This window comes from Streptomyces sp. AC555_RSS877, from assembly GCF_019049245.1.
Taxonomy (GTDB): domain Bacteria; phylum Actinomycetota; class Actinomycetes; order Streptomycetales; family Streptomycetaceae; genus Streptomyces.
In genome coordinates this window covers 318,467-340,291 of the sequence record NZ_JAGMUK010000054.1, presented here as the reverse complement: position 1 = coordinate 340,291, position 21,825 = coordinate 318,467, and the positions used below count along the sequence as shown (strand labels likewise).

The 21,825-nt window shown below is 72.2% G+C and carries 18 protein-coding genes, 1 tRNA gene and 1 pseudogene; 5 read left to right on the top strand and 15 right to left on the bottom strand.

Features of this window, described 5'->3' with window-relative positions:
• Window positions 1-9: 9 nt before the first annotated feature.
• A complete protein-coding gene (locus KUM49_RS25080; RefSeq protein ID WP_217239183.1) occupies window positions 10-408 on the bottom strand; it encodes a 6-carboxytetrahydropterin synthase in 399 nt (132 codons plus the stop codon).
• A gap of 174 nt (window positions 409-582) precedes the next feature.
• A complete protein-coding gene (locus tag KUM49_RS25075; protein ID WP_217239182.1) occupies window positions 583-1,566 on the bottom strand; it encodes a zinc-binding alcohol dehydrogenase in 984 nt (327 codons plus the stop codon).
• A 108-nt stretch (window positions 1,567-1,674) separates the two neighbouring features.
• Between KUM49_RS25075 and KUM49_RS25070 the strand changes: the two genes are divergently transcribed.
• Window positions 1,675-2,451, top strand: coding sequence for a CDP-alcohol phosphatidyltransferase family protein (locus KUM49_RS25070; protein WP_217239181.1), 777 nt, complete (start codon window positions 1,675-1,677; stop codon window positions 2,449-2,451).
• Between the two features lie 122 nt (window positions 2,452-2,573).
• Here KUM49_RS25070 and KUM49_RS25065 read toward each other — a convergent pair whose 3' ends face one another.
• From KUM49_RS25065 to KUM49_RS25050, 4 genes are read right to left on the bottom strand one after another with little or no spacing between them, the layout of a single operon-like run.
• A complete protein-coding gene (locus KUM49_RS25065) occupies window positions 2,574-3,809 on the bottom strand; it encodes an MFS transporter (protein WP_217239180.1) in 1,236 nt (411 codons plus the stop codon).
• Entirely contained in the window at window positions 3,806-5,584 is a 1,779-nt protein-coding gene (locus KUM49_RS25060) for an ABC transporter permease subunit (RefSeq protein WP_308406727.1), read from the bottom strand. The genes KUM49_RS25065 and KUM49_RS25060 overlap by 4 nt, the downstream gene beginning before the upstream one ends.
• Window positions 5,585-5,599: 15 nt before the next feature.
• Window positions 5,600-7,090, bottom strand: a complete 1,491-nt coding sequence (locus KUM49_RS25055; protein ID WP_217239178.1) for an ABC transporter substrate-binding protein — start codon at window positions 7,088-7,090, stop codon at window positions 5,600-5,602.
• 4 nt (window positions 7,091-7,094) lie between these two features.
• On the bottom strand, window positions 7,095-7,631 hold the full coding sequence (locus KUM49_RS25050) for a GNAT family N-acetyltransferase (protein WP_217239177.1): 537 nt from the start codon (window positions 7,629-7,631) through the stop codon (window positions 7,095-7,097).
• A 140-nt stretch (window positions 7,632-7,771) separates the two neighbouring features.
• Between KUM49_RS25050 and KUM49_RS25045 the strand changes: the two genes are divergently transcribed.
• Both KUM49_RS25045 and KUM49_RS25040 read left to right on the top strand, forming a co-directional pair.
• Window positions 7,772-8,728 carry an ATP-binding protein gene (locus KUM49_RS25045; protein WP_217239176.1) on the top strand — a complete coding sequence of 319 codons (957 nt, stop codon included), beginning with the start codon at window positions 7,772-7,774 and terminating at the stop codon, window positions 8,726-8,728.
• Window positions 8,729-8,779: 51 nt separating this feature from the next.
• Window positions 8,780-9,172 carry an SCO5389 family protein gene (locus tag KUM49_RS25040; protein WP_217239175.1) on the top strand — a complete coding sequence of 131 codons (393 nt, stop codon included), beginning with the start codon at window positions 8,780-8,782 and terminating at the stop codon, window positions 9,170-9,172.
• On the opposite strand, the gene KUM49_RS25035 is transcribed toward KUM49_RS25040, so the two are convergent.
• From KUM49_RS25035 to KUM49_RS25015, 5 genes and pseudogenes are all read right to left on the bottom strand, one after another.
• Window positions 9,117-10,040 (bottom strand): alpha/beta fold hydrolase, encoded by a 924-nt coding sequence (locus KUM49_RS25035; protein WP_217239174.1) that lies wholly within the window; start codon window positions 10,038-10,040, stop codon window positions 9,117-9,119. The two genes, KUM49_RS25040 and KUM49_RS25035, sit on opposite strands and share 56 nt — an antisense overlap.
• Before the next feature lie 259 nt (window positions 10,041-10,299).
• The gene (locus KUM49_RS25030; protein WP_217239173.1) at window positions 10,300-12,471 is read right to left on the bottom strand and encodes an elongation factor G; all 2,172 of its coding nucleotides are present in this window, start codon (window positions 12,469-12,471) and stop codon (window positions 10,300-10,302) included.
• Between the two features lie 384 nt (window positions 12,472-12,855).
• The gene (locus tag KUM49_RS25025) at window positions 12,856-14,337 is read right to left on the bottom strand and encodes an MFS transporter (RefSeq protein WP_217239241.1); all 1,482 of its coding nucleotides are present in this window, start codon (window positions 14,335-14,337) and stop codon (window positions 12,856-12,858) included.
• Window positions 14,338-14,435: 98 nt separating this feature from the next.
• Window positions 14,436-15,464, bottom strand: coding sequence for an XdhC family protein (locus KUM49_RS25020; RefSeq protein WP_308406724.1), 1,029 nt, complete (start codon window positions 15,462-15,464; stop codon window positions 14,436-14,438).
• A 57-nt stretch (window positions 15,465-15,521) separates the two neighbouring features.
• Window positions 15,522-15,689 (bottom strand): annotated as a pseudogene (locus KUM49_RS25015) (xanthine dehydrogenase family protein subunit M); the annotation flags it as partial.
• Between the two features lie 51 nt (window positions 15,690-15,740).
• Between KUM49_RS25015 and KUM49_RS25010 the strand changes: the two are divergent.
• The gene (locus tag KUM49_RS25010) at window positions 15,741-16,334 is read left to right on the top strand and encodes a TetR/AcrR family transcriptional regulator (protein ID WP_217239172.1); all 594 of its coding nucleotides are present in this window, start codon (window positions 15,741-15,743) and stop codon (window positions 16,332-16,334) included.
• A gap of 15 nt (window positions 16,335-16,349) precedes the next feature.
• Here KUM49_RS25010 and KUM49_RS25005 read toward each other — a convergent pair.
• Window positions 16,350-16,437 (bottom strand) — tRNA-Leu (locus KUM49_RS25005).
• Window positions 16,438-16,578: 141 nt separating this feature from the next.
• Between KUM49_RS25005 and KUM49_RS25000 the strand changes: the two genes are divergently transcribed.
• The gene (locus tag KUM49_RS25000) at window positions 16,579-17,907 is read left to right on the top strand and encodes a DUF2254 domain-containing protein (protein WP_217239171.1); all 1,329 of its coding nucleotides are present in this window, start codon (window positions 16,579-16,581) and stop codon (window positions 17,905-17,907) included.
• 175 nt (window positions 17,908-18,082) lie between these two features.
• Here KUM49_RS25000 and KUM49_RS24995 read toward each other — a convergent pair whose 3' ends face one another.
• The 3 genes from KUM49_RS24995 to sucC form a co-directional block, all read right to left on the bottom strand.
• Window positions 18,083-19,624 (bottom strand): aldehyde dehydrogenase family protein, encoded by a 1,542-nt coding sequence (locus tag KUM49_RS24995; RefSeq protein ID WP_217239170.1) that lies wholly within the window; start codon window positions 19,622-19,624, stop codon window positions 18,083-18,085.
• A 114-nt stretch (window positions 19,625-19,738) separates the two neighbouring features.
• Complete coding sequence (gene sucD, locus KUM49_RS24990; RefSeq protein WP_217239169.1) at window positions 19,739-20,617, bottom strand: succinate--CoA ligase subunit alpha; 879 nt, start codon at window positions 20,615-20,617, stop codon at window positions 19,739-19,741.
• A gap of 11 nt (window positions 20,618-20,628) precedes the next feature.
• Window positions 20,629-21,759 carry an ADP-forming succinate--CoA ligase subunit beta gene (gene sucC / locus KUM49_RS24985; RefSeq protein WP_217239168.1) on the bottom strand — a complete coding sequence of 377 codons (1,131 nt, stop codon included), beginning with the start codon at window positions 21,757-21,759 and terminating at the stop codon, window positions 20,629-20,631.
• Window positions 21,760-21,825: the final 66 nt, after the last annotated feature.

The following is a 21,825-nucleotide window of genomic DNA, read 5'->3' as shown; positions in this document are numbered from 1 at the left end:
TCGTGTCGGTCACAGGGCACGCTCGTAACTCGCCCAGGCGACATGCGACTCGTGCAGCGCGACGGTGAGACCCGCCAGGCCCATGGCGCCCTCGCCGAGCGCGCCCTTGTGGATCCGCTCGGCGAGCCGGTCCGCGATGACCTTGGCCAGGAACTCCGTTGAGGTGTTGACTCCGGCGAAGTCGGGCTCGTTGTCGAGGTTCCGGTAGTTCAGCTCGCTGACTACGGCGCCCAGTTCCTGTGTGGCGAGTCCGATGTCGACGACGATGTTGTCGTCGTCCAGCTGCTCGCGCCGGAACGTGGCGTCCACCAGGAACGTCGCTCCGTGCAGGCGCTGCGCGGGTCCGAAGACCTCGCCGCGGAAGCTGTGGGCGATCATGATGTGATCGCGGACGGTGATGCTGAACAACGGACGACCCTCCAGGTGCGGCGCGTCTTGTCCCCCGCTGATCCCTGCCGGGGGATGCCGTGTAGTACGGCTCCTCACCCCCCGTTGTTCAGCCTCCTCTCACTCTTTTCTCAGGTCAGGCGCTCTTGTGCGCCTGAGGTAGGGCGTACGGGAGGGAACCCGTGTGCCGCCCGTTCACTCGTCCTCGTCGTAGCGGACCCGGTGGCACAGGGCCGGGATCTCGCCCGAGGCCAGGCGCGGCAGCACGTCCGGCAGTTGGCCGAAGCCGCTCTCCCCCGTGACGAGGGCGTCGAGCGCCGGGTCCGCGAGCAGATCCAGGGCGACGGCGAGCCGGTCGGCGTACGTCCGGCTGGAGCGGCGGGCGGGTGACACGGAGCCGACCTGGCTGCTGCGGATGACCAGCCGCCGGGAGTGGAAGGCCTCGCCGAGCGGGAGGCTGACCTGCCGGTCGCCGTACCAGCTCAGTTCGAGGACGGTGCCCTCGGCGGTCAGCAACTCCAGGGAGCGGGCGAGACCTTGCTCGGTGGCGCTGGCGTGCACGACGAGGTCGCAGTCGCCGAGCGCGTCCTGGGGCGAGGCGAAGTCGACGCCGAGGGCCTCGGCGGTCTTGGCGCGGGCCGGATCGGCGTCCACCAACTGGACGCGGACGCCGGGGAAGCGGGCCAGCAGGGCGGCCACCGAACAGCCCACCATGCCACCGCCGACCACCGCGATCCGGTCGCCGACCAGCGGCGCCGCGTCCCACAGGGCGTTCACGGCGGTCTCGACGGTGCCGGCGAGGACCGCCCGTTCGGCGGGCACGGACGGCGGTACGACCGTCACCGCGTCCACCGGGACGACGTACCGCGTCTGATGCGGATACAGACAAAAGACGGTCCGCCCGACGAGGTCCGCCGGTCCTTCCTCCACCAGACCCACATTGAGGTAGCCGTACTTCACCGGCCCGGGGAAGTCGCCCTCCTGGAACGGTGCCCGCATGGCCGCGTACTGGCTCTCGGGCACCCCTCCGCGGAACACGAGGGTCTCCGTGCCCCGGCTGACCCCGGAGTACAGCGAGCGGACGACGACTTCGCCCTCGGCGGGGTCCGGCAGGGCCGTCTCCCGTATCTCGCCATGGCCCGGGGAGCTGAGCCAGAACGCACGTGCGGCGCGCTTCATCGGCATCCTCCTGAACGATCGGGAAGCTGTTCACGTACCGAGGTGTGCACAGGTCGCGCACAGTACGCGGCCTTGATCCACTCTGTCACCTGGCCGGAGGAATGTGCGGTGGCCCTGAACAACACTTACGACGCAAGGCTGGTCCAGCAGGAGACCGCGGTGGGAGCGGGCCTGCAGATCCTGCTGCTGGCCCTGCTCGGCACGGCGATCGGCATGGGGCCGGCGGGCTGGCTCACCGGCCTCGCCTTCGCCATCGCCACCTGGGCGGTCCTCTCCCGAGCCCTGCACCGCTCCCGCCTGCGCTCCTTCGGCCCGGCCAACCGGGTCACCCTCGGACGGGCAACCTTGGTCGGCGTAGTGACCGCCCTGGTCGCGGACTCCTTCGAAAGCTCACCGCCGGTGACGCTGTTCGTCGGCCTCACGGCGGTGGCACTGATCCTCGACGGCGTGGACGGCAAGGTCGCCCGCCGTACGGGCACCTCGACACCCCTGGGCGCCCGCTTCGACATGGAGGTCGACGCGTTCCTGATCCTGGTGCTCAGCGTGTACGTCGCGATGGCCCTCGGCCCGTGGGTCCTCCTGATCGGCGTCATGCGCTACGCCTTCGTCGCCGCGGCCCGCGCCCTGCCCTGGCTCAACGCCCCGCTCCCCCCGAGCACGGCCCGCAAGACGGTCGCCGCACTCCAGGGCGTCCTCCTCCTGCTCGCCGCCTCAAACCTCCTGCCGTACGCCGGGACGTTCGCGGTCGTCGCGACGGCGCTGGCGCTGCTGGTCTGGTCGTTCGGCCGGGACATCCTGTGGCTGTGGCGGACGTCGCGGTCGCAGAAGGTCGCCGTGGCGGAGATGCTGGAGTTGGTGGCGCGGCCGGAGCCGGTGGCGTCCTGAATCTGCGGTATCCGGTATACCGTCGGCAGTAGCCGTACGGCATGCGGTATACCGTCGCCGACGATCACGTCGTCCGTCACCACCCGGATGTCCTGGATTGCCCTGCGGCGGACCCGCGGACCCTATCTGCGTGGCAACAGCCCGATCGCCGCAGCCGGTACGACCGCCAGCACCAGCCACGGCACCACGGCCGGCAGTCCGCTGTCCAGCAGCATCCCCGTCGCCGCGCTGCCGACGAGGACGATCAGGCCGGACACCGAAAACAACGCTCCCGTGTACAGACCGAGTCGGCCTTCCTCGGCGAGGTCGGGGACCCAGGCCCGGGCGACGGGGGCGACAAGCATCTGCCCGAAGGTGAGGAGGACGACGAAGCCGGCGGCGGGCAGCAGACCCGGCGTGCCGGTCCAGGCCGCCGGCCGGGCGAGGGCCACCACCGCGAAGCCGGCCGCGATCAGCAGCAGTCCGGTCGCCATGGAGCGGCGCAGGGCGAGGCGGTCGCCCACCCAGCGGGTGACGGGGAGTTGGGCGGTCACGACCAGCAGCGACGACAGGGCGAACAGCCAGGCGAGCGGGGCTTGGGAACCGGCCGCGCGCTGCACCTCGTCGGGGAGGGCGAGGTAGAGCTGGTTGTAGGCGAGCAGGTAGGCGCCGTACGCGCAGCACAGCGCGAGGAAGCGGCGGTTGCGGAGCAACGCTCCCAGTCCGCCCCGGACGTGGACGCGTTCGCGGCCGGGGATGTGCTGCGGCAGCAGCCACGCGTGGCCGGCGAGGACGAGGACGAAGATTCCGGCTCCTGCCAGGCACACCGTGCGGAAGTCCACCGACAGCAGCAGTGCGCCCAGGAGCGGTCCGACGAACGCGCCCGCCTGTCCGGCCACCGTGAACAGGGCCAGGACGCGGGTACGGGAGCCGCCGCCCGCCGACTCCCAGGCCACCGCCTGCCGGGCGACCTCGGACTCCACCGCCGGTGAGAACAGGGCGGCGGCGAACCCGATGAGCAGGACGGCGCCGATGACGGCCCAGGTCCGTTCGGCGAGTCCGAGCCAGACGAATCCCGCGATCCGCAGGACGCAGCCCGCGAGCACCACCGGCCTGATGCCGTACCGGTCGGCCAGCGCCCCGCCCACCACGAACAGCCCCTGCTGGCTGAAGGTCCGCAGGCCCAGCACCAGGCCGACGAGCCAGCCGGCCATGCCCATGGCCTGTCCGAGGTGTTCGGAGAGGAAGGGCAGCACGGCGAAGAAGCCGACGTTGAAGGCGAGTTGGGTGAGGATCAGCAGGCGCAGCAGGGGCGAGAGGCGGGTGCCTCCGGGCGCCCCGGGCGCCTTGCGTCGCAGTCCCGTCAGCAGTGCGGTCATTGGGTTCCCACCAATTCCTTCGCGGGTGACGGCTCTTCGGCCGGTGGCTGGGGTGTAGGAGGCCGGGTGCGCCTGGGCAGCCGCACTCCGCCGGCTGAGGTCACCGCGAGCGCCCCGAGCAGGGCGAGTACGGCGGCCGGGGCGAGGACCGCCCAGGGGGCTCGCTCGGCGTAGGGCTGGTTCTCGGCGAGGAGCAGGCCCCACTCCGGGGCGGGCGGCTGGGCGCCGAGGCCGAGGAAGGCGAGGGAGGCGAGGGCGAGGGCGATGCCGGGCAGCCGGAGCAGGGCGTGGCGGGTGACGGGCGGGAGGGCGGCGGGCAGGAGTTCGTGGCGCAGGAGGTACCAGCGGTCGGCGCCGAGGCCGCGGGTGGCCGTCACGTGGAGGGCGGCGCGTTCCTGGCGCAGCAGCGCGGCGGTGTGTGCGGCGAGGGGCGCCCAGGCGACGGCGCCCACGGCGAGGGCGGGTGTGGCGGGCCCGCTGCCGGCGATCGCGGTGACCAGGAGCGCGAGGAGGACGGGCGGGACGGCGTTGACGGTGTCGACGAGCGGTCCAGAGAGCCGGGGCACCAGTCCGAGCAGCACGCCGGTGAGCAGCGCGGCCGCGCCGATCGCAAGGGTGAGCAGCAGGGTGTCGACGGCGCCGTGGGCGACCCGGGCGAGGACGTCCCGGCCGAGGGCGTCGGTGCCGAAGGGGTGGGTCCGGGAGGGCGGTCGGAGGCGTTCGCCGGTGTCCAGGGTGAGCGGGTCGCGGGGCAGGCCGAGCGCGATGACGACGGTCAGCAGTCCACCGTATGCAAAAGGCAGGATCCTGCGGACGGGCGGCGATGGCCGGTGGAGTGAGGGCAACGCGCCGTCCCGCAGGGCCGGGCCGACGAGGCGCCGGGTCGCGAGGGCGGCGAGCCCGGCCGTCGCCGCCGCCAGCAGGACCATGGCCAGCGTGCCGGCCTGCAGGACGGGCAGGTCCTGGGCGAGGGCGGCCTGGAGGGTGGTGCGGCCGAGGCCGGGGATGTCGAAGATCTGCTCCACGGCGACGGCACCGCCTGTCAGGCCGACCACGAACAGGCCCAGGTTGGGGAGCAGTCCGGGCAGGCAGCGGCGGACCGCCTGACGGGCGATGCTGCGCCCCGGCAGTCCGCGGGCGGCGGCCGCCAGGGCCCAGGGTTCGGCGAAGGCGCCGGGCAGCAGGTCGTCGAGGAGCCGCCCGATGACGGCGCCGGCGGGCAGGCCGAGGGCGAGGGCGGGCAGCACTGTCCACTGGGGTCCGTACCAGCCGAGGGCGGGCAGCCAGCCCAGTTGTACGCCGACGACGGTGGCGAGGACGGATGCGGTGAGGAACTCGGGCAGCGCGGCGAGTACGGCCGATCCGCCGCCTCCCGCTCGGCGGCCGTCGAGGTGCCGGTGGGCGCCGAGCCACAGGGTGCGGGCGCAGATCAGGGCGGCGGTGAGGGCGGCGACCGCGAGGGCCACCGCCATCAGCAGCAGGGATGCGCCGAGGGCCTGGAGCACGGCGGGGGTGACCTCGTCGCCGGAGAGCCAGGACCGTCCGGCGTCCCCGCGCCACAGCCCGCCGAGCCACTGTCCCAGCAAGGGCAATGGGCCCTGTTCCAGGCCGAGTTGGGACCGGATGTCCGCGAGTACCCGGGGTGTGGGGTCGCGGTCGGCCGAGCGTGCCTTGAGGACGGTCAGCGCGGGGTCGGTCCGTGTCAGCCAGGGCAGCAGGCCGATGCCGCAGACGAGGATGGCCGCGAGGGCGGCACGCCACACGAGGGCGGTCACGTGGCGTCGCACGGTTCAGCGCCGCGTTCCGGTGCCGACGAGGGTGCGCTCGTACGGGTCGAGGAGTACGCCGCCGACCGAGTCGGCGACACCGGTGATGATGCGCTGGTGGACCAGCGGGACGACGGCGTCGGTGCCAAGGACCGCGGCCTCGGCGGCCATGGCGGCGCTCTGGCGTCGGGCGGTGTCGGCGACGCCCTCGGCCTGGGCGACGGCCCGGTCGACGGCCCTGTCGCAGAGTTGCGCGATGTTGTAGCCGCCGTCGCAGGTGTAGTCGCCGGCGAGGACCGCGAGGGGGTCGCCGGTGTCGACGAGGGTGTTGCGGGCGAGGACGAAGGCGTCGAACCGGCCGTCCAGCGCGTCGCTCTCCAGGCGGGAGTACTCGCGCACCTCCAGGGTGACCGTGAACCCGGCCTTCTCCAGCTGCTGCTTCAGCACCTGGGCGACTTCGGGGAGTTCGGGCCGGTTGTCGTAGGTGGCGAGGGTGATCTTCGTACCGTCGGGGTCGCCTGCCTTAGCGCGTCCGGCGGGCTGCCGCCGCTTGCCCTCGGCCCAGGTCACGGCGGGTCCGTAGATGCCGGCGCCGGGGTCGGCGTACCCCTCGTAGACGCCGTCGGCGAGTGCGGAGGTGTCGACGGCCCGGCGGGCGGCGGCGCGCAGTCCGGCGTCCTTGAAGGGGCCCGTCCCGGAGTTGAGGAGCAGGCTCGTGGTGCGGGTGGTGGCCGTCTCCTTGCGGGTGTCCTCGTCCAGGGTGGCGGCCTGCGCGACGGGGACCGCCTCGGCGATGTCGATCTCGCCGGTGCGCAGGGCGCCGGCGCGGGCGGTGCCGTCGGCGATGAAGCGGACGTCGACGCCGGATGCCTGGGCGCGGCCGGCCCAGTAGTCGTCGTACCGGTCGAGGGCGGCCGAGGTCGATCCGGTGACCTTGGTCAGTTCGAAGGGTCCGGTGGCGGTGCCGACCGGGTCGACGCGGCCCTTGGCGTCGTAGGCCTTCGGGGAGAGCACGGCGAGGCCCGGGCCGGCCAGGCGCAGGGGCAGGACGGGGTCGGGGGCGGCGGTGGTGATGCGTACGGCGCCACCGCTCCCGGCCTTGGCGGTGAGCGTGACGCCGGAGAGGGCGGCGGGCGCGGGCTTGGCCTCGGTGGCGTGGGTGAGGGCGGCGGCGACCGCGGAGGGGGTCACGTCGGAGCCGTCCTGGAAGGTGGCCTCGCGCAGGGTGAACACCCAGGTGCGGTCGTTCTCGCGGCGCCAGGACCGGGCGAGCGCGGGGGCGGCGGCGCCGTTGGCGTCGAGGGCGGTGAGGCCCTCGGTGACACCGAGGCGGCTGAGGATGGTGGCGTCGGCGCCGTACGGCGAGAGGTTCTCGGCGGGCGGGAAGGCGAGAGCGACCCGCAGCCGGGAGCCTTCCTTCGCGTCGCTCGGCGAGTCGCTGCCGCCGCCGGAGGCGAAACAGGCGGTGAGCAGGGGGGCGAGCAGCAGGGAACCGAGGATGTGGCGGCGTCGCATGCCGTCACCGCCCCAGCGGGATCTCGAAGTGGACGACGCCGTTGCCGCCGCCGGGATCCTCGCGCTCGTCGTGGACGATCTTGCCGAGGGACCGCCAGAAGGGCTCGGCGCCGGGCACTGCGGGGTCGGTGTGCAGGTAGACGGCACGGTAGCCACCGTCGGCGGCCGCGAAGGCGAGCAGGTCGTCGACCAGGCGCCGGGCGAGGCCGCGCCTGCGGTGCCCGGGGCGCACGTACACCCGGCGCAGTTGGGCCGTCTCGCCACAGGGGTAGCTCTCGGCGAGGTGGCGGGGGTTCGGCGGGTGGGCCGGGCCGCGGGAGTCGAGGGCGGCGGTGGCCACGACGGCCGCGTCGCCCGGGTCGACGGCGACCAGCAGGGTGTGGCGCGCGGGGGTGAGGTAGGCGGCGGCAGGGTCGACGATGTCGGCGTGCCAGCGGGGCACGTACCCGGTGCCGAAGTCGCGGTAGACGGTGTCGAGCATGACGGCTCGCGCACCATCGAGGTCGTCCGGGCCGGCCGCCCTGATGCTGTAGTTAAGCACTTGCACATCATATGCATTAAGCCGGAAGGGTGATCAACGCACCCCTGCCACCACCCCGGGACTGCGGCCTGATTTGACACCCCCGAGTCACACCTACAACCTACCGACATGACATCCATTTTCAAAAAGGTGGAGCGGTAGTGCGGATCGCGTTCGTCGGCAAGGGCGGCAGCGGCAAGACCACCCTGTCGGCGCTCTTCACCCGGCATCTGGCAGGCTCCGGCGCGCCGGTCCTCGCCATCGACGGTGACATCAACCAGCACCTGGCCGAGGCGCTCGGCCAGGACGACGGACCCCTGGGCGCCCCTCCGCTCGGGGCTCACCTCGACGAGATCAAGGACCTGCTGCGCGGCACCAACCCGCGCATCCCCTCCCGCGAGGCCATGATCAAGACGACCCCGCCCGGCACCGGCTCACGCCTGCTGCGCCTGCTCGGCGACGACGAGCTGCACGCGCGGCACGTCCGGCGGGTGGGCGAGGTGCCGATGATGGCGACCGGCGAGTTCGACGAGAGCGACCTCGGGGTGGCCTGCTACCACTCCAAGCTCGGCGGCGTGGAGCTCTACCTCAACCACCTGGTCGACGGCCCCGGCGAGTACGTCGTCGTCGACATGACGGCCGGCGCGGACGCGTTCGCCTCCGGCCTGTTCACCCGCTTCGACATGACCTTCCTGGTGGCCGAACCCACCCGCAAGGGCGTCTCGGTGTACCGCCAGTACCGGGACCACGCCCGGGAGTTCGGGATCCGCGTCGCCGTGGTCGGCAACAAGGTGACCGGCGAGGACGACCTGCTGTTCCTCAAGGAACACGTCGGCGACGACCTCCTGACGCACCTGGTGCACTCCCCCTGGGTGCGCTCGGCCGAACAGGGCCGTACCGAGGGCGGCTTGGACACGCTCGAGCCGCACAACCGGCACGCCCTGACCATCCTGCGCGAGGCCGTCGACGCCCACCCCAGAGACTGGGCGACGCATCACCGTCACGCCGTCGAGTTCCACCTGCGCAACGCGCGGGCCTGGGCCGACAAGGCGACCGGCCTCGACCTCGCCGCACAGGTGGACCCGGACTTCGTGCCGGGCCCCGCCGCCCTCGCCTGACCCCCTCGCCCGCCCCCTCACCCCACGACAACCGGACAGGAACCCCAGCACATGTCTCTCGACGTCTCCCCCCAGCTTCTCGCCGAGGCCGAGCACGGTGACATCCGCGAGGAGGACTTCGTGGACACCGTCCGCACCTCCCTGCCGTACGCCTACGACCTCGTCGCCTCCCTCGCGGCCGAACTGAAGGGCGGACAGGCGGAGTTCACCGACAACCAGACCCCTCCCCCGTCCGAGCGGGAGCGCGGCCAGCTGCTGCGCGCCCTGGCCAGCGACGCGATCCGCGGCAGCCTGGAGCGCCACTTCGGGGTGGCGCTCGCCTTCCAGAACTGCCACCGGGTGGCGGCGTTCCGGCCGGAGTCCCGCGACGGTGAGACGTACGGGCGGTTCACGTCGGTGCGGTCGCAGGTGCTGAATCAGTCGCCGGAGTTCCGGGACTGCTGACCTGCGGGGACACCTTCGGGCCGGCCCCCTGTGACACCCGTTCCAGGAACGCCGTCACGAACCGCCCCGCGTCGTCCAGCCACGGGAAGTGCGCGGCGCCGGACTGGACGACCACCTCGGCGTTCGGGAACAGGCCCGCGTACTCCGCCACGGCGCGTGGTGGTGCCGCCACGTCCACCTCTCCGGCCAGGACGAACACCGGAGCGGCGAGACCGGCGAGGGCCGCGCGGGTGGCGGCCGGGTCGAACGCGCCCTCGGCGGCGTACACGGCCGCCGCCTCGTCATTGCGCTGTCTCTCCTCCGCCTCCCGTACGGCCCTCGCCTCCTCGTCCCAGCGGGCGAACCAGAAGGGGGCGACGGCCTGCCAGTCGTCGGGGGCCGCACGGCCGGCGGTGATCGCTTCCAGGGCCTCGTGCGCCGGGGTGAACCACGGTTCGTCCCGGCGCAGGCGTGCGGTGCTCAGACGGTCCTCGGCGGTGATCTCGACGCCGACCGCGTGGACACTCGGGGTGATCAGCGCGAGGCGTGCGACGCGGTCGGGGTGCCGGGCCGTATGGAGGACCGCCAGGTTCGCACCGGCCGAGTGGCCGAGGAGGTCCACCCGGTCCAGGCCCAGCTCCTCACGGAGCGCCTCCACGTCGTCGACCAGGCGGTCGCAGCGGTACGACGCCGGGTCCGCCGGCCTCGCCGAACGGCCCGTGCCCCGCAGGTCCAGGCGGATCAGGGTGCGGTGGGCGGTCAGACCGCCCAGGTCGCCCAGGTAGACCGAGTCCTGCATCGGGCCACCGGGCAGACAGATCAGGGGCGGTCCGTCACCGGACACGTGGTAGGCGAGGCGGGTTCCGTCGGACGCGGAGAAGGTGGGCATGAGCGTGAGCCTTTCAACGGGTCCCCGCCCCGGCAACCGGATTGCGGCCGGGGCGGGGACCTGGGGACCACCGCTCAGGCGCCGCGCGCCGGCGTACGACGCCCCGAACCCGGCCGTGCCGTGCCGTGCCGTGCCGTGCCGTGCCGTGCCGTGCCGTGCCGTGCCGTCAACTGTCGTGTGTACCCGGGAACCGGGGCGGCCCCACCCTTGGGTACAGGTGGGGCCGCCTGTCGGTCACCGCGGTACCCGCGTCACCTCGTCACCGCATCGGTGCGGTGACCGGTGCCGGGGCGTATCCGGTGGGCCGGGCTGTGAAGGTGCCGCGGCCCTGGGTACGGCTGCGCAACCGGGTCGCGTAGCCGAACAGTTCGGCCAACGGGACGGTCGCGGTGACGACCGCCGACCCCGCTCGCGTGGCCGAGCCGGAGACCCGGCCCCGTCGTGCGGCGAGGTCGCCGAGGACGGTGCCGACGGCGTCCTCGGGCACGGTGACCGTGACCTCGACGACCGGTTCCAGCAGGGTCATCGCCGAGGCGCGCAGGGCTTCCCGGAGCGCGAACCGGCCTGCCGTACGGAAGGCCGTGTCCGAGGAGTCCTTCACATGGGTCGCCCCGTCGGTGAGGGTGACGCGCAGCCCGGTCACCGGGTGCCCGCCGATCGGTCCCTCGGCGAGGGCGTCCCGGCAGCCCGCCTCGACCGCCCGGACGTACTCCTGCGGCACCCGCCCGCCCACGACGACGGACCGGAACTCGAAGCCCGTGCCGTTCTCCAGGCCCAACGGTTCCACGTCGAGGACGACGTGCGCGAACTGCCCTGATCCACCGTCCTGTTTGACGTGCCGGTACACCAGGCCGGACACCCCGCGGGCGACCGTCTCCCGGTACGCCACCCTCGGCCGGCCGACGGCGACCCCCAGCGACTGGTCGCGCCGGACCTTCTCCACCGCGACCTCCAGATGCAGCTCGCCCATGCCGGACAGCAGTGTCTGACCGGTCTCGGGGTCGGTCCGGACCACCAGCGACGGGTCCTCCTCGGCCAGCCGCGCCAGCGCCGTGGCCAGCCGGTCGGTGTCGGTGGACCGGCGTGCCTCCACCGCCACGGAGACCACCGGTTCGGCCACGCCGGGCGGTTCGAGGACGAGCGGGGCGTCCGGCGCACACAGCGTCGAGCCGGCTCGGGCCGACTTCAGTCCGACCACGGCGACGATGTCCCCGGCGACCGCTTGCTCCAACCGGGCGTGCCGGTCGGCCTGCACCCGCAGGATCCGCCCGATCCGCTCGGTGCGCCGCGCACCCGCGTCCATCACGGTGGCCCCCTTTCCGATCGTTCCCGAGTACACCCGCAGATAGGTCAGCCGGCCCGTCGCGGTGGCGGTCACCTTGAACGCCAGCGCCGCGAAGGGCGCCTCCGGGTCGGCCGCCCGTTCCTGTTCCGTGCCGTCGTCGCGCGTGCCGCGCACGGCGGGCACGTCGAGCGGCGACGGCAGGTACGCCACGACGGCGTCGAGCAACGGCTCGATCCCGCGGTTGCGGTAGGCGGAGCCGCACAGCACGACCACGCCCTCGCCGGTACGCGTGAGGTCGCGCAGGGCGTCGACGAGCGTGTGCGTGTCGAGCGCGGGCCAGTCGAGCGCGGGCCAGTCGAGCGCGGGCTGGTCGAGCGCGGGCAGGTCGCCGGTCGACTGCATACCGTCGGCCCGCGCCATACCGTCGGCCGACGGCACGCCCACCGTCGACTGCATACAGAATTCCTCCAGCGCGCCCGGATGCAGTTCGGCCACCGCCTCCTCCAGCGCCCGACGCCGCCTGAGCGCCTCCTCGCGCAGACCCTCCGGCACCGGACCTTCCTCAACCGTCTCACCGTCGTCGGACCAGGTCAGCGCCCGCATCCGCAGCAGATCGACGACACCGGTGAAGGCGTCCTCGCGCCCGATGGGCAACTGCACGACCAGCGGAGCCGGATGCAGCCGTTCCCGGATCGACTCGACGGCCGTGTCGAGATCCGCTCCGGAACGGTCGAGCTTGTTGACGAACGCGATCCTCGGCACACCGTGCCGGTCCGCCTGCCGCCACACCGACTCGCTCTGCGGCTCGACGCCCGCGACGGCGTCGAACACGGCGACCGCTCCGTCGAGCACGCGCAGCGAGCGCTCCACCTCGTCGGCGAAGTCGACATGGCCCGGCGTGTCGATCAGGTTGATCCGGTGACCGTCCCAGGCGCAGCTCACCGCCGCGGCGAAGATGGTGATCCCGCGATCGCGCTCCTGGGAGTCGAAGTCGGTGACGGTCGTGCCGTCGTGGACCTCGCCACGCTTGTGCGTGGTCCCGGTGGCGTACAGGATCCGCTCGGTGACGGTGGTCTTGCCGGCGTCGACGTGGGCGAGGATGCCGAGGTTGCGGACGGCGGAGAGGGGGTTGAGGTTGGTGCGCACGGCCCGTGGCCTTTCGAATGGGTCGGTGACAGGGCGGCGCGATTCCCGGACGGCACTGATTTTCTGACGGCACGTCAGATCGGGGTACGTGCGCCCGGAGTTCAGACCGGGCGTCGTGGTCAGTCGTTCGTCCGGGGCATCCGGTACCGGCCGCGCAGCGGGCACCGGACGGGCGAGGACACGAGGATCACGTCGTACTGCGGCCGGGGAACGACGACAGCGGTGCACTCACGCACGGCCGGCTCCCCTCACTCGTCGTTCACGTCATGGCACGCGCCGCGAACTGGTGGGCGGTGCGTGGTTCGTGGTGAGTGTAGGGAACCGAGGAGTACGGGGGCACGCCCTTTTCCGCGCCCGGGCACGAGCCGCACGGCTGCCCCGCCCTCAGACCGGCCCCGGCCCCGTCCCGCCCTTGAGCCGTTCCAGGTCGGAGGGCCGGACCTGGATGACGAGTACGGCGATGATCGCGGCGACCGCGGTGAAGATGGCGGCCACGACGAAGGCGGCCGACACTCCCGCGGTCAGGACCTCGTCGGAGAAGGGCGGTGGAAGCTCCCCGGTGCGCTGGAATTGCAGGCGTTCGGCGGGGGTGGCCTGTTCCAGGAAGAGTGGGATCTGCTTGTCGGCCTCGTTGGTGCTGGCCGTACCGAACATCGTGACCAGGATGGACAGACCGAGCGACCCGCCCACCTGCTGGGTGGCGTTGAGGAGTCCGGAGGCAGCACCGGTCTCGCGGACGGAGACGTTGGACAGCGCCATCAGGGTGAGCGCGACGAACTCCATGCCCATGCCGAGGCTGAAGACGAGAATCGGACCGAGGACACTGCCCGCGTAGGTGGAGTGGACGTCGGTCAGGGTCAGCCAGGCCAGGCCCGCGGCGGCGAGGATCGCGCCAACGACCATGAAGGGCTTGGGGCCGTAGGTGGGCAGGAAGCGCGAGGTCAGCCCGGCACCGATCGCGATGACCGCACTGACCGGCAGGAAGGCGAAGCCGGTTGCCAGCGGGCTGAAGTCCAGCACGTTCTGCACGAAGAGCGTGAGGAAGAAGAACATGCCGAAGATCGCGGCGGCGAGGCAGAGCATGATTCCGTACGTGCCCGCCCGGTTGCGGTCGGCGAACATGTGGAGCGGGGTGATCGGCTGCCGAGAACGCCGCTCGACCAGGACGAAAGCCACGAGGACGACGACCGCGGCCGCGAACGAGGCCAGCGTGAGAGCGTCCCGCCAGCCTTCCTGCGCGGCCCTGATGAACCCGTACACCAGCAGGACCATGCCCACGGTGGAGGTCAGCGCGCCGGTGAGGTCGAAGTGGCCCGGGTGGCGCTCGGACTCCTTGATCCAGCGAGGTGTGGCGAGGGCGATGAGCAGTCCGATCGGGACGTTGACGAAGAGCACCCACCGCCAGTTCAGCCACTCCACGAGGATTCCGCCGGCGAGCAGCCCGATCGCGCCGCCGCCCGCCGAGACCGCGGCGAAGACGCCGAAGGCCCGGTTGCGTTCGGGTCCTTCGCGGAAGGTCGTACTGACCAGGGAGAGGGCGGTCGGGGACGCGATGGCGCCGCCGACGCCCTGGAGGGCGCGGGCTGCGAGGAGTTGGGCCTCGTTCTGGGCGAAGCCGCCGAGCAGGGAGGCGAGCACGAAGAGCAGCACGCCGAAGACGAACACGCGCCGTCTGCCGAGGATGTCGCCGGTCCGGCCGCCGAGCAGCAGCAGGCCGCCGAAGGTGAGGGTGTACGCGTTGACCACCCAGGCCAGGCTGGTGGTGGAGAAGCCCAGGGAGCTCTGGATGTCGGGCAGCGCGATGTTCACGATGGTGATGTCGAGCACCACCATCAGCTGGCAGGACGCGAGGACCAGCAACGCCATCGCGTTTCCGCCACCGCCGGGTTCCCGGGTGGTGGTCTGCGCTGAGGGATGTGGCTGCGGGCTCGTCATGGCATGTCGCACTCTCGGGGGTCGAACCCTCACGAGGGGCAGTGGCCGCTCGGCGTCCACTGCGGGTCACCGTTCGACGGTACGCCCGTCGCGGGTGCCCTTCCACTCGAACCCGCACCGGACCTTCTGGCGGCCGGCGCCGCGCTCCCCTCTTCGCCGTCAGGGTGTATCGGCGTCCCCGACCCGGTCAGCGGCACGCCCGTCCCGCCCCGCCTGGCCGCGATGATCTCCGCCGCGATGGACAGGGCGGTCTCCTCGGGCGTACGCGCGCCGAGGTCGAGACCGATCGGCGACCGCAGCCGGGCCAACTCCCCTTTCGTGAGGCCGACTTCGCGCAGGCGTCGCTCCCGGTCGGCATGCGTGCGGCGCGAGCCCATCGCGCCGACGAACGCCACCGGCATCCGCAGGGCCTCCTGCAGCAGCGGTACGTCGAACTTGGCGTCGTGGGTGAGCACGCACAGCACGGTGCGCGCGTCGGTCGCGGTGTCCCGCAGGTAGCGGTGCGGCCAGTCGACGACGATGCCGTCGGCCTCGGGGAAGCGGGCGCGGGTGGCGAAGACGGGGCGGGCGTCGCACACGGTCACGTGATATCCGAGGAACTTCCCGGCGCGCACCAGAGCCGCCGCGACGTCGATCGCGCCGAAGACGATCATGCGGGGCGGCGGCACGCTCGACTCGACGAGCAGGGTCAGGCCGCCGGGGCAGTGCGAGCCGTCCTCCGACAGCTCTACCGTGCCGGTACGGCCGGCCTCCAGCAGCGCCCGGGCCTCGGCCGCCGCCGCCCGGTCCAGCTCCGGCGCGCCGCCGAGTCCGCCTTCGCACGATGTGCCCGGTGCGCTCTCATACGCCCCGCCCGCGACTCCCCCGTACGTCCCGTCCGCCCGCACGAGCAGCGCTCGGCCCTGGAGGCCGACCGGGCCGCGGACCACGCGGGCGACGGCCGTGGGCTCGCCCCGGACCGCGGCGGACAGCGCCGCCAGCAGCACGGGCAGGGCCGGTGCTTCGGCGGCGAACGGCGTGACCTGGGCCGCCCCGGTGACCTTGTCCCGTCCCTCCACGCGGATGTGCAGGGCCGCCGACGGCGCCCTTGAACGTGCCGGTGGTGGTGGACGTCGTCATCGGGTCGCCTCCTCGGCGAGTTCGGTCAGCACGGCCACCACGAGGTTGCGCATCAGCGTCACCTTGTATCCGTTGTCGCGCAGCGGCTTCGCGGCGGCCAGTTCGGCGTCCGTGGCGGCGGCGAAGGTCTCGGCGTCGGCCGCCGCGCCGGTCAGCACGCTTTCCTATCAAGGACGGGTTTCGGCCGTGACGCCCAGTGATCACGAGGAGGGCAAATGCGGCAGCAGAAGGACACACCTCTGCGGTCGGACGCGCAACGCAATCGCGAGCGCATCCTCGAAGTGGCACTGGCCGAGCTGACCCGCTCCGCGGACGCCCCGCTGAGCGCGATCGCGAAGAAGGCGGGCGTCGGACAGGGCACCTTCTACCGGAACTTCCCCAACCGTGAGGCACTCGTCCTGGAGGTCTACCGCTACGAGACGCAGCAGGTCGCCGACGCCGCGTGCCAGCTGCTGCGGAACTGCGCGCCCGACCGGGCGCTGCGGGAGTGGATGGACCGGCTGGCCCGGTTCGCGATGGCCAAGGCCGGCCTGGCGGAGGCGTTCCGTCACGCCGTGAGCGCCTCGCACGGCCAAGCGAAACCCGGCCACGCCCCGGTGACGGCCGCGGCCGAACTCCTGCTCCGCGCGGGCGAGGAAGCCGGCGCCATACGTCCCGGTGTCACCGCGGACGACTTCCTTCTCGCCATAGCCGGCCTCTGGCAGATCGACCCCCGCGGGGACTGGGAGCGGCGCGCCGCCCGGCTCTTGGACCTCGTCATGGACGGGCTGCGCGCGGGGGCACCCGGAAACGCAAAAGACCCCCGATGAACAGGGGGTCTTCGTTGGTGTCCGAGGGGGGACTTGAACCCCCACGCCCGATAAAGGGCACTAGCACCTCAAGCTAGCGCGTCTGCCATTCCGCCACCCGGACGAGGTGTCTGCCGCCAGGCGAGGGTGTTCCCCGCGGCGACATGGACAACAATACCAAGCTTTCGGAGTGCCTTTCACCTGCATATCCGTCGTCCGAGCGCCGCTCCCGGGCCGACCGGACCCGGGAATCTAAGGTCTCACCATGAGCGACTGGATGGTTACGCACGGCCCGTCCGCCGGACGCAGACCGCGGGCGCTGTCGCCGCTCAGGGAGCATCTGCGGGACACGTTCTGGTTCGCGCCCGCCGCGGCCATGCTGTGTGTCGTCCTCGTATGGGCGGTGGCGGCGGAGATCGACACCAGGATCGTCGAAACCCTTCAGGACGAGGGTGAGTACGACACGCTGGAAGAGCTGCTGAAGTTCGCGGGGGACGCGAAGATCGTCGTCACCACGGTGAGCTCGGCGATGATGACCTTCATCGGTGTGGTCTTCAGCATCTCCCTGGTCGCGGTGCAGATGGCGAGCGGGCAGTTCAGCCCGCGGGTGGTGCGGATCTTCGTACGGAGCCGGATCACCAAGGCGACGTTCGCCGTCTTCCTCTCGACCTTCCTGCTGACCCTGCTCGTCCTGACCTCGTACGAAAGCGAACCCGACCCCCGCCTGGTCTCCTCCGTCCCCGTCGTCCAGTCGCTCCTCACGATCGCGATGGTCGGACTGAGCCTGCTGCTGTTCGTGATGTACGTGAACACGACACTGCGGCTGATGCGGATCGGCCAGGTGATCGACCGGATCGTCGGGGAGTCGTTCCGGGTGGTCGCCCTGATGCCGGTCGAGGCTTCCGCCCACCAGGGCGCGCTCGGGTCCGAGACGGCGCGCATCGCCCACGAGGGGCGGGCCGGGGTGCTGCGGGACGTGAACATCGCCCGGCTGGTGCGGGTGGCGCGGCAGCACGACGTCGTGCTGCGGCTGATTCCGCGGACCGGCGACTTCGTCGTACCCGGAACGCCCGTCCTGGCCGTGCACGGCGGCAAGGCGCCGCCGCGCCGCGCACTGCGCTACGCCGTCTCCGTCGGAGTCGAACGCACCTTCCACCAGGACCTCGGGTTCGGGATGCGCCAGCTGTCCGACATCGCGCTCAGGGCCCTGTCCCCGGCGGTCAACGACCCGACGACGGCCGTACAGGCACTGGACCGCATCGTGCAGTTCCTGGCCGCCCTGGCCCGGCGGCCGCTGGACGCCTCCCTGCACCGGGACCGGCGGGGCGCGGTCCGGCTCGTGCAGCCCGTGCCCGGTTGGACCGATCTGGTGGATCTGGGGTTCACCGAGATCAGGGGCTGCGCGGTCGGTACTCCCCAGGTCACGCGGCGTCTGCTGGCCGGACTCGACGACCTGGCGCTGCTGGTCTCCGAGGAACGGCGGGCGCCGCTGCTGCGCCACCGGGCACTGCTCGTGCAGGCAGTCGAGCGCGGTGTCCCGGAGGGCGCGGACCGGGCCTTCGCCCTCCAGCCGGACCGTCAGGGCATCGGCTGAGACTCCCGTCCCTGTTCCGAGGGTGTGGCACAGTCGTCGGCCGACGAGGTGCCGGCCGGGTGGTATCCGCGGGAAGCGGACACCACCCGGCCACCGGTCACCGGTTGAGCCGGCCACTGACGGGACGCTGCGAGCGTGCCTCGTCACGTCGGTGCCGGTGTCGGCCGACCGGGCTTCACGGCGTGAGCTGATACTCCGGGAAGTTGCCTGGCAGCCGCTCCCCCTCCGGGCCCCGCGTCACCGCACGCACCAGCAGCTCGCCGCCGACGAAGGCGCCCCGCCAGGACGCGCCGAACCCGCCGAACAGCTCGTCGCGGTCGCCGCGGGAACGCGGCGTGCCGTGCCCGACCTTGAACGCCCTGATCTGCGGGGCGAGTCGGTCGAAGGTCGCCCGGTCGTCGGTGGACAGGGTGGCCACCAGTGCGCCGTTGGACGCGTTCATCGCGGCCAGCAGCTCCGCCTCGGTGTCGACCAGGACGATGGTGTCGACCGGTCCGAACGGTTCCGCGTGGTGCAGCGGGGAGGACGGTGGCGGGTTCAGGAGCGTGACCGGCTGGACGTACGCCGAGGTGTCCTGGCCGGGCAGGAACCGTGCGTCCGCCGGCTTGCCGCGGTGCAGTGGGACGGCCCCGCGGTTCACGGCTTCGGTGACCTGGTCGTGCAGCTCCTTCGCCTTGGCCGCGTTGATGACGGGCCCGAAGTCCAGTTGCGGGTACGGGTCGCCGGCGTGCTCGACCGCCAGCGGGTGGCCGACCCGCAGCGTACGGACCGCCGGGAGGTACGCCGCCAGGAACTCGTCGAACAGCTCTCGCTGGACGACGAAGCGCGGGTACGCCGTGCAGCGCTGTTTGCCGTAGTCGAAGAGTTTCGGCACGACTGCCGTGAGCGCGTCCCAGTCCGTGCAGTTCCAGATGCCCCAGGTGTTGAGTCCCTCCTGTTCGAGGATGTGTCGTTTGCCCAGGTCGGCGACGGCCGTGGCCACCGCGGCGCCGGTGTCACGGCCGCCGACGAAGGAGACGCAGCCGATCTCGGGCGCCCGCACCAGCGCCTCGGACAGCTCACCTCCGCTGCCGCTGACGAGGGTGACGGGAATTCCCTCGCGGGCGGCCAGCGCCGAGGCCAGCGTCAGACAGGCGACACCGCCGTCGGTCGGGGTCTTGGCGATGACCGCGTTGCCTGCCAGGGCCTGTACCAGCACCGCGTGAACGAGCACGCTCATCGGGTAGTTCCAGCTCGCGACGTTCGACACCGGGCCGTCCAGCGGGGCCCGGCCGGCCAGCATCGGCTCGATGCCGTCGACGTACCAGCGCACGCCGTCGATGGCCCGGTCGACGTCCGCCTGTGCGAGCCGCCAGGGCTTGCCGATCTCCCAGACGAGCAGCAGGGCGAGCAGTTCACGGTGCTGGGTGAGGGCGTCGAGGGTGGCGGCCACGCGGGCCCGGCGTTCGTCGAGGGGGACGTGCCGCCAGGCGCGGTGCTGGTCGAGCGAGGCGCGTACGGCCTGGTGGGCGGTGGCCCGGTCCAGGCGGGGCGGGCCGGCGATCGGACTGCCGTCGACGGGACTGGTGGCGGGCAGTGCCCGGCCGCCGGCCCGCCAGGCGCGGTCCCAGAGGTTGAGGGCGCGGTCGTCGCGGAACGCCTCGGGGGCGACGGCGAGGCAGCGTTGCCAGGCGTCGGTCCAGGACGTGCCTGATTTGAGGGTGAGGGTGGTTGCCATCGGGGGTTCTCCGCTCTCGGTGCACAGTCGGGGGCGGGTTCGTGCATGGCTGCGAAGGACGCCGGCGAGGTGCTGCGACTTCGGTAAGTGACCTCGCGTCACCTATGAGTGGTGTCACGCCTCCAGTTGGGCCAGGACCAGACGGGCCGTCTCGGTGGGCGTGCCGCCGACCTTGACGCCGACCGCCTCGAGCGCCGCCTTCTTGGCCTGGGCGGTGCCGGAGGAACCGGACACGATCGCGCCCGCGTGGCCCATCGTCTTGCCCTCGGGTGCGGTGAAGCCGGCGATGTAGCCGACGACGGGCTTGGTGACGTGCTCGCGAATGTAGGCGGCCGCGCGCTCCTCGGCGTCACCGCCGATCTCCCCGATGAGGACGATGGTCTCGGTGTCGGGGTCGTCCTGAAAGGCGGCGAGGCAGTCGATGTGGGTGGTGCCGACGACGGGGTCGCCGCCGATGCCGACGCAGGTCGAGAAGCCGATGTCGCGGAGCTCGTACATGAGTTGGTAGGTGAGCGTGCCCGACTTGGAGACCAGGCCGATCCGGCCCGGCTTGGTGATGTCGGCGGGGATGATGCCCGCGTTGGACTGGCCGGGGGTGATCAGCCCCGGGCAGTTCGGGCCGATGACGCGGGTGCCCATGGTCTTGGCGTAGGCGGTGAAGGCGACGGAGTCGTGGACCGGGATGCCCTCGGTGATGACGACGGCGAGGCCGATGCCGGCGTCGGCGGCCTCGACGACGGCCGCCTTGGCGAAGGCGGGGGGTACGAAGACGACGGTGACATCGGCTCCGGTCGCCTGTATACCGTCGGCGACCGACCCGAAGACGGGGACCGCACGGTCGTCGAAGTCCACGGTGCGGCCCGCCTTGCGCGGGTTGACACCGCCGACGACGTTCGTGCCGGCCGCGAGCATCCGACGGGTGTGCTTCATGCCCTCGCCGCCGGTCATGCCCTGGACGAGGACCTTGCTTTCCTTGGTGAGATGGATCGCCATGTCCCGTCTCCTCAGGCTGTGGTGGCGAGTTGGGCTGCGCGGCGCGCGGCGCCGTCCATGGTCGTGGCCTGCTGGACCAGCGGGTGCGCGCGCTCGTCGAGGATGGCGCGGCCGCGCGCCGCGTTGTTGCCGTCGAGGCGGACCACGAGCGGCTTGGTCAGCTGGACGGTGTCCAGGGCGCGCACGATGCCGTCGGCGACCGCGTCGCAGGCGGTGATCCCGCCGAAGACGTTGACGAGGACGGATTTCACGGCCGGGTCGGAGAGGATGACCGACAGTCCGTCGGCCATGATCTGCGCCGACGCCCCGCCGCCGATGTCGAGGAAGTTGGCGGGGCGGGCGCCGCAGCCGGCGACCACGTCGAGGGTCGACATGACGAGGCCGGCGCCGTTGCCGATGATGCCGACCTCGCCGTCGAGCTTGACGTAGTTGAGGCCCTTGGCGGCGGCCGCCGCCTCCAGCGGGTCGTCGTGCACCGCGCCTTCGGCGCCCCAACGGGCCTGCCGGAAGCGGGCGTTGTCGTCGAGGGTGACCTTGCCGTCCAGGGCGAGGAGCTGCCCCTGCCCGGTGCGGACGAGCGGGTTGACCTCGACGAGGACGGCGTCCTCGCGGACCAGGACCTCCCACAGGCGCACGAGGACGTCGACGGTCTGCGGTGGCAGTGCGGCGGCCTCCGCGATCTCGGCCGCCTTCGCCGAGGTGACTCCCTCGGCCGGGTCGATGTGTATACGGGCGACCGCCTCCGGCCGACTGGCGGCGACCTCCTCGATCTCCATGCCGCCCTCGGCGGAGGCGATCGCGAGGAAGCGGCCGGCGGCCCGGTCGAGGACGCAGGAGACGTAGAACTCGGTCTCGATGTCCACGGGCTGGGCCAGCATCACCTTGCCGACCGTGTGGCCCTTGATGTCCATGCCCAGAACCTGACGGGCGGTCAGCTCTGCGGCGGCGGGATCGGCGGCGAGCTTGACCCCGCCCGCCTTGCCCCGGCCACCGGTCTTCACCTGGGCCTTCACCACGACGCGACCGCCCAGCCTGCGGGCGATCTCGCGCGCCTCCTTGGGTGAGTCGGTGACCTCCGCCCTCGGCACCAAGATGCCGTGTTCCTCGAAGAGTTCCCTTGCCTGGTACTCGTACAGGTCCATTCCGGCTCCTGCCTGAAAGTGCCGCACGCCCCCTGGACACCACCCACCGGATGCGGGATAACAAGC

Excerpts from the sequence above, each read along its gene's own strand:
- KUM49_RS25075 (WP_217239182.1), bottom strand. The coding sequence starts at position 1,566 with ATGAAGCGCGCCGCACGTGCGTTCTGGCTCAGCTCCCCGGGCCATGGC.
- KUM49_RS25065 (WP_217239180.1), bottom strand. The coding sequence starts at position 3,809 with ATGACCGCACTGCTGACGGGACTGCGACGCAAGGCGCCCGGGGCGCCC.
- KUM49_RS25055 (WP_217239178.1), bottom strand. The coding sequence starts at position 7,090 with ATGCGACGCCGCCACATCCTCGGTTCCCTGCTGCTCGCCCCCCTGCTC.
- KUM49_RS25040 (WP_217239175.1), top strand. The coding sequence starts at position 8,780 with ATGTCTCTCGACGTCTCCCCCCAGCTTCTCGCCGAGGCCGAGCACGGT.
- KUM49_RS25035 (WP_217239174.1), bottom strand. The coding sequence starts at position 10,040 with ATGCCCACCTTCTCCGCGTCCGACGGAACCCGCCTCGCCTACCACGTG.
- KUM49_RS25025 (WP_217239241.1), bottom strand. The coding sequence starts at position 14,337 with ATGGCGTTGCTGGTCCTCGCGTCCTGCCAGCTGATGGTGGTGCTCGAC.
- KUM49_RS25010 (WP_217239172.1), top strand. The coding sequence starts at position 15,741 with ATGCGGCAGCAGAAGGACACACCTCTGCGGTCGGACGCGCAACGCAAT.
- KUM49_RS25000 (WP_217239171.1), top strand. The coding sequence starts at position 16,579 with ATGAGCGACTGGATGGTTACGCACGGCCCGTCCGCCGGACGCAGACCG.
- KUM49_RS24995 (WP_217239170.1), bottom strand. The coding sequence starts at position 19,624 with ATGGCAACCACCCTCACCCTCAAATCAGGCACGTCCTGGACCGACGCC.
- sucD (WP_217239169.1), bottom strand. The coding sequence starts at position 20,617 with ATGGCGATCCATCTCACCAAGGAAAGCAAGGTCCTCGTCCAGGGCATG.
- sucC (WP_217239168.1), bottom strand. The coding sequence starts at position 21,759 with ATGGACCTGTACGAGTACCAGGCAAGGGAACTCTTCGAGGAACACGGC.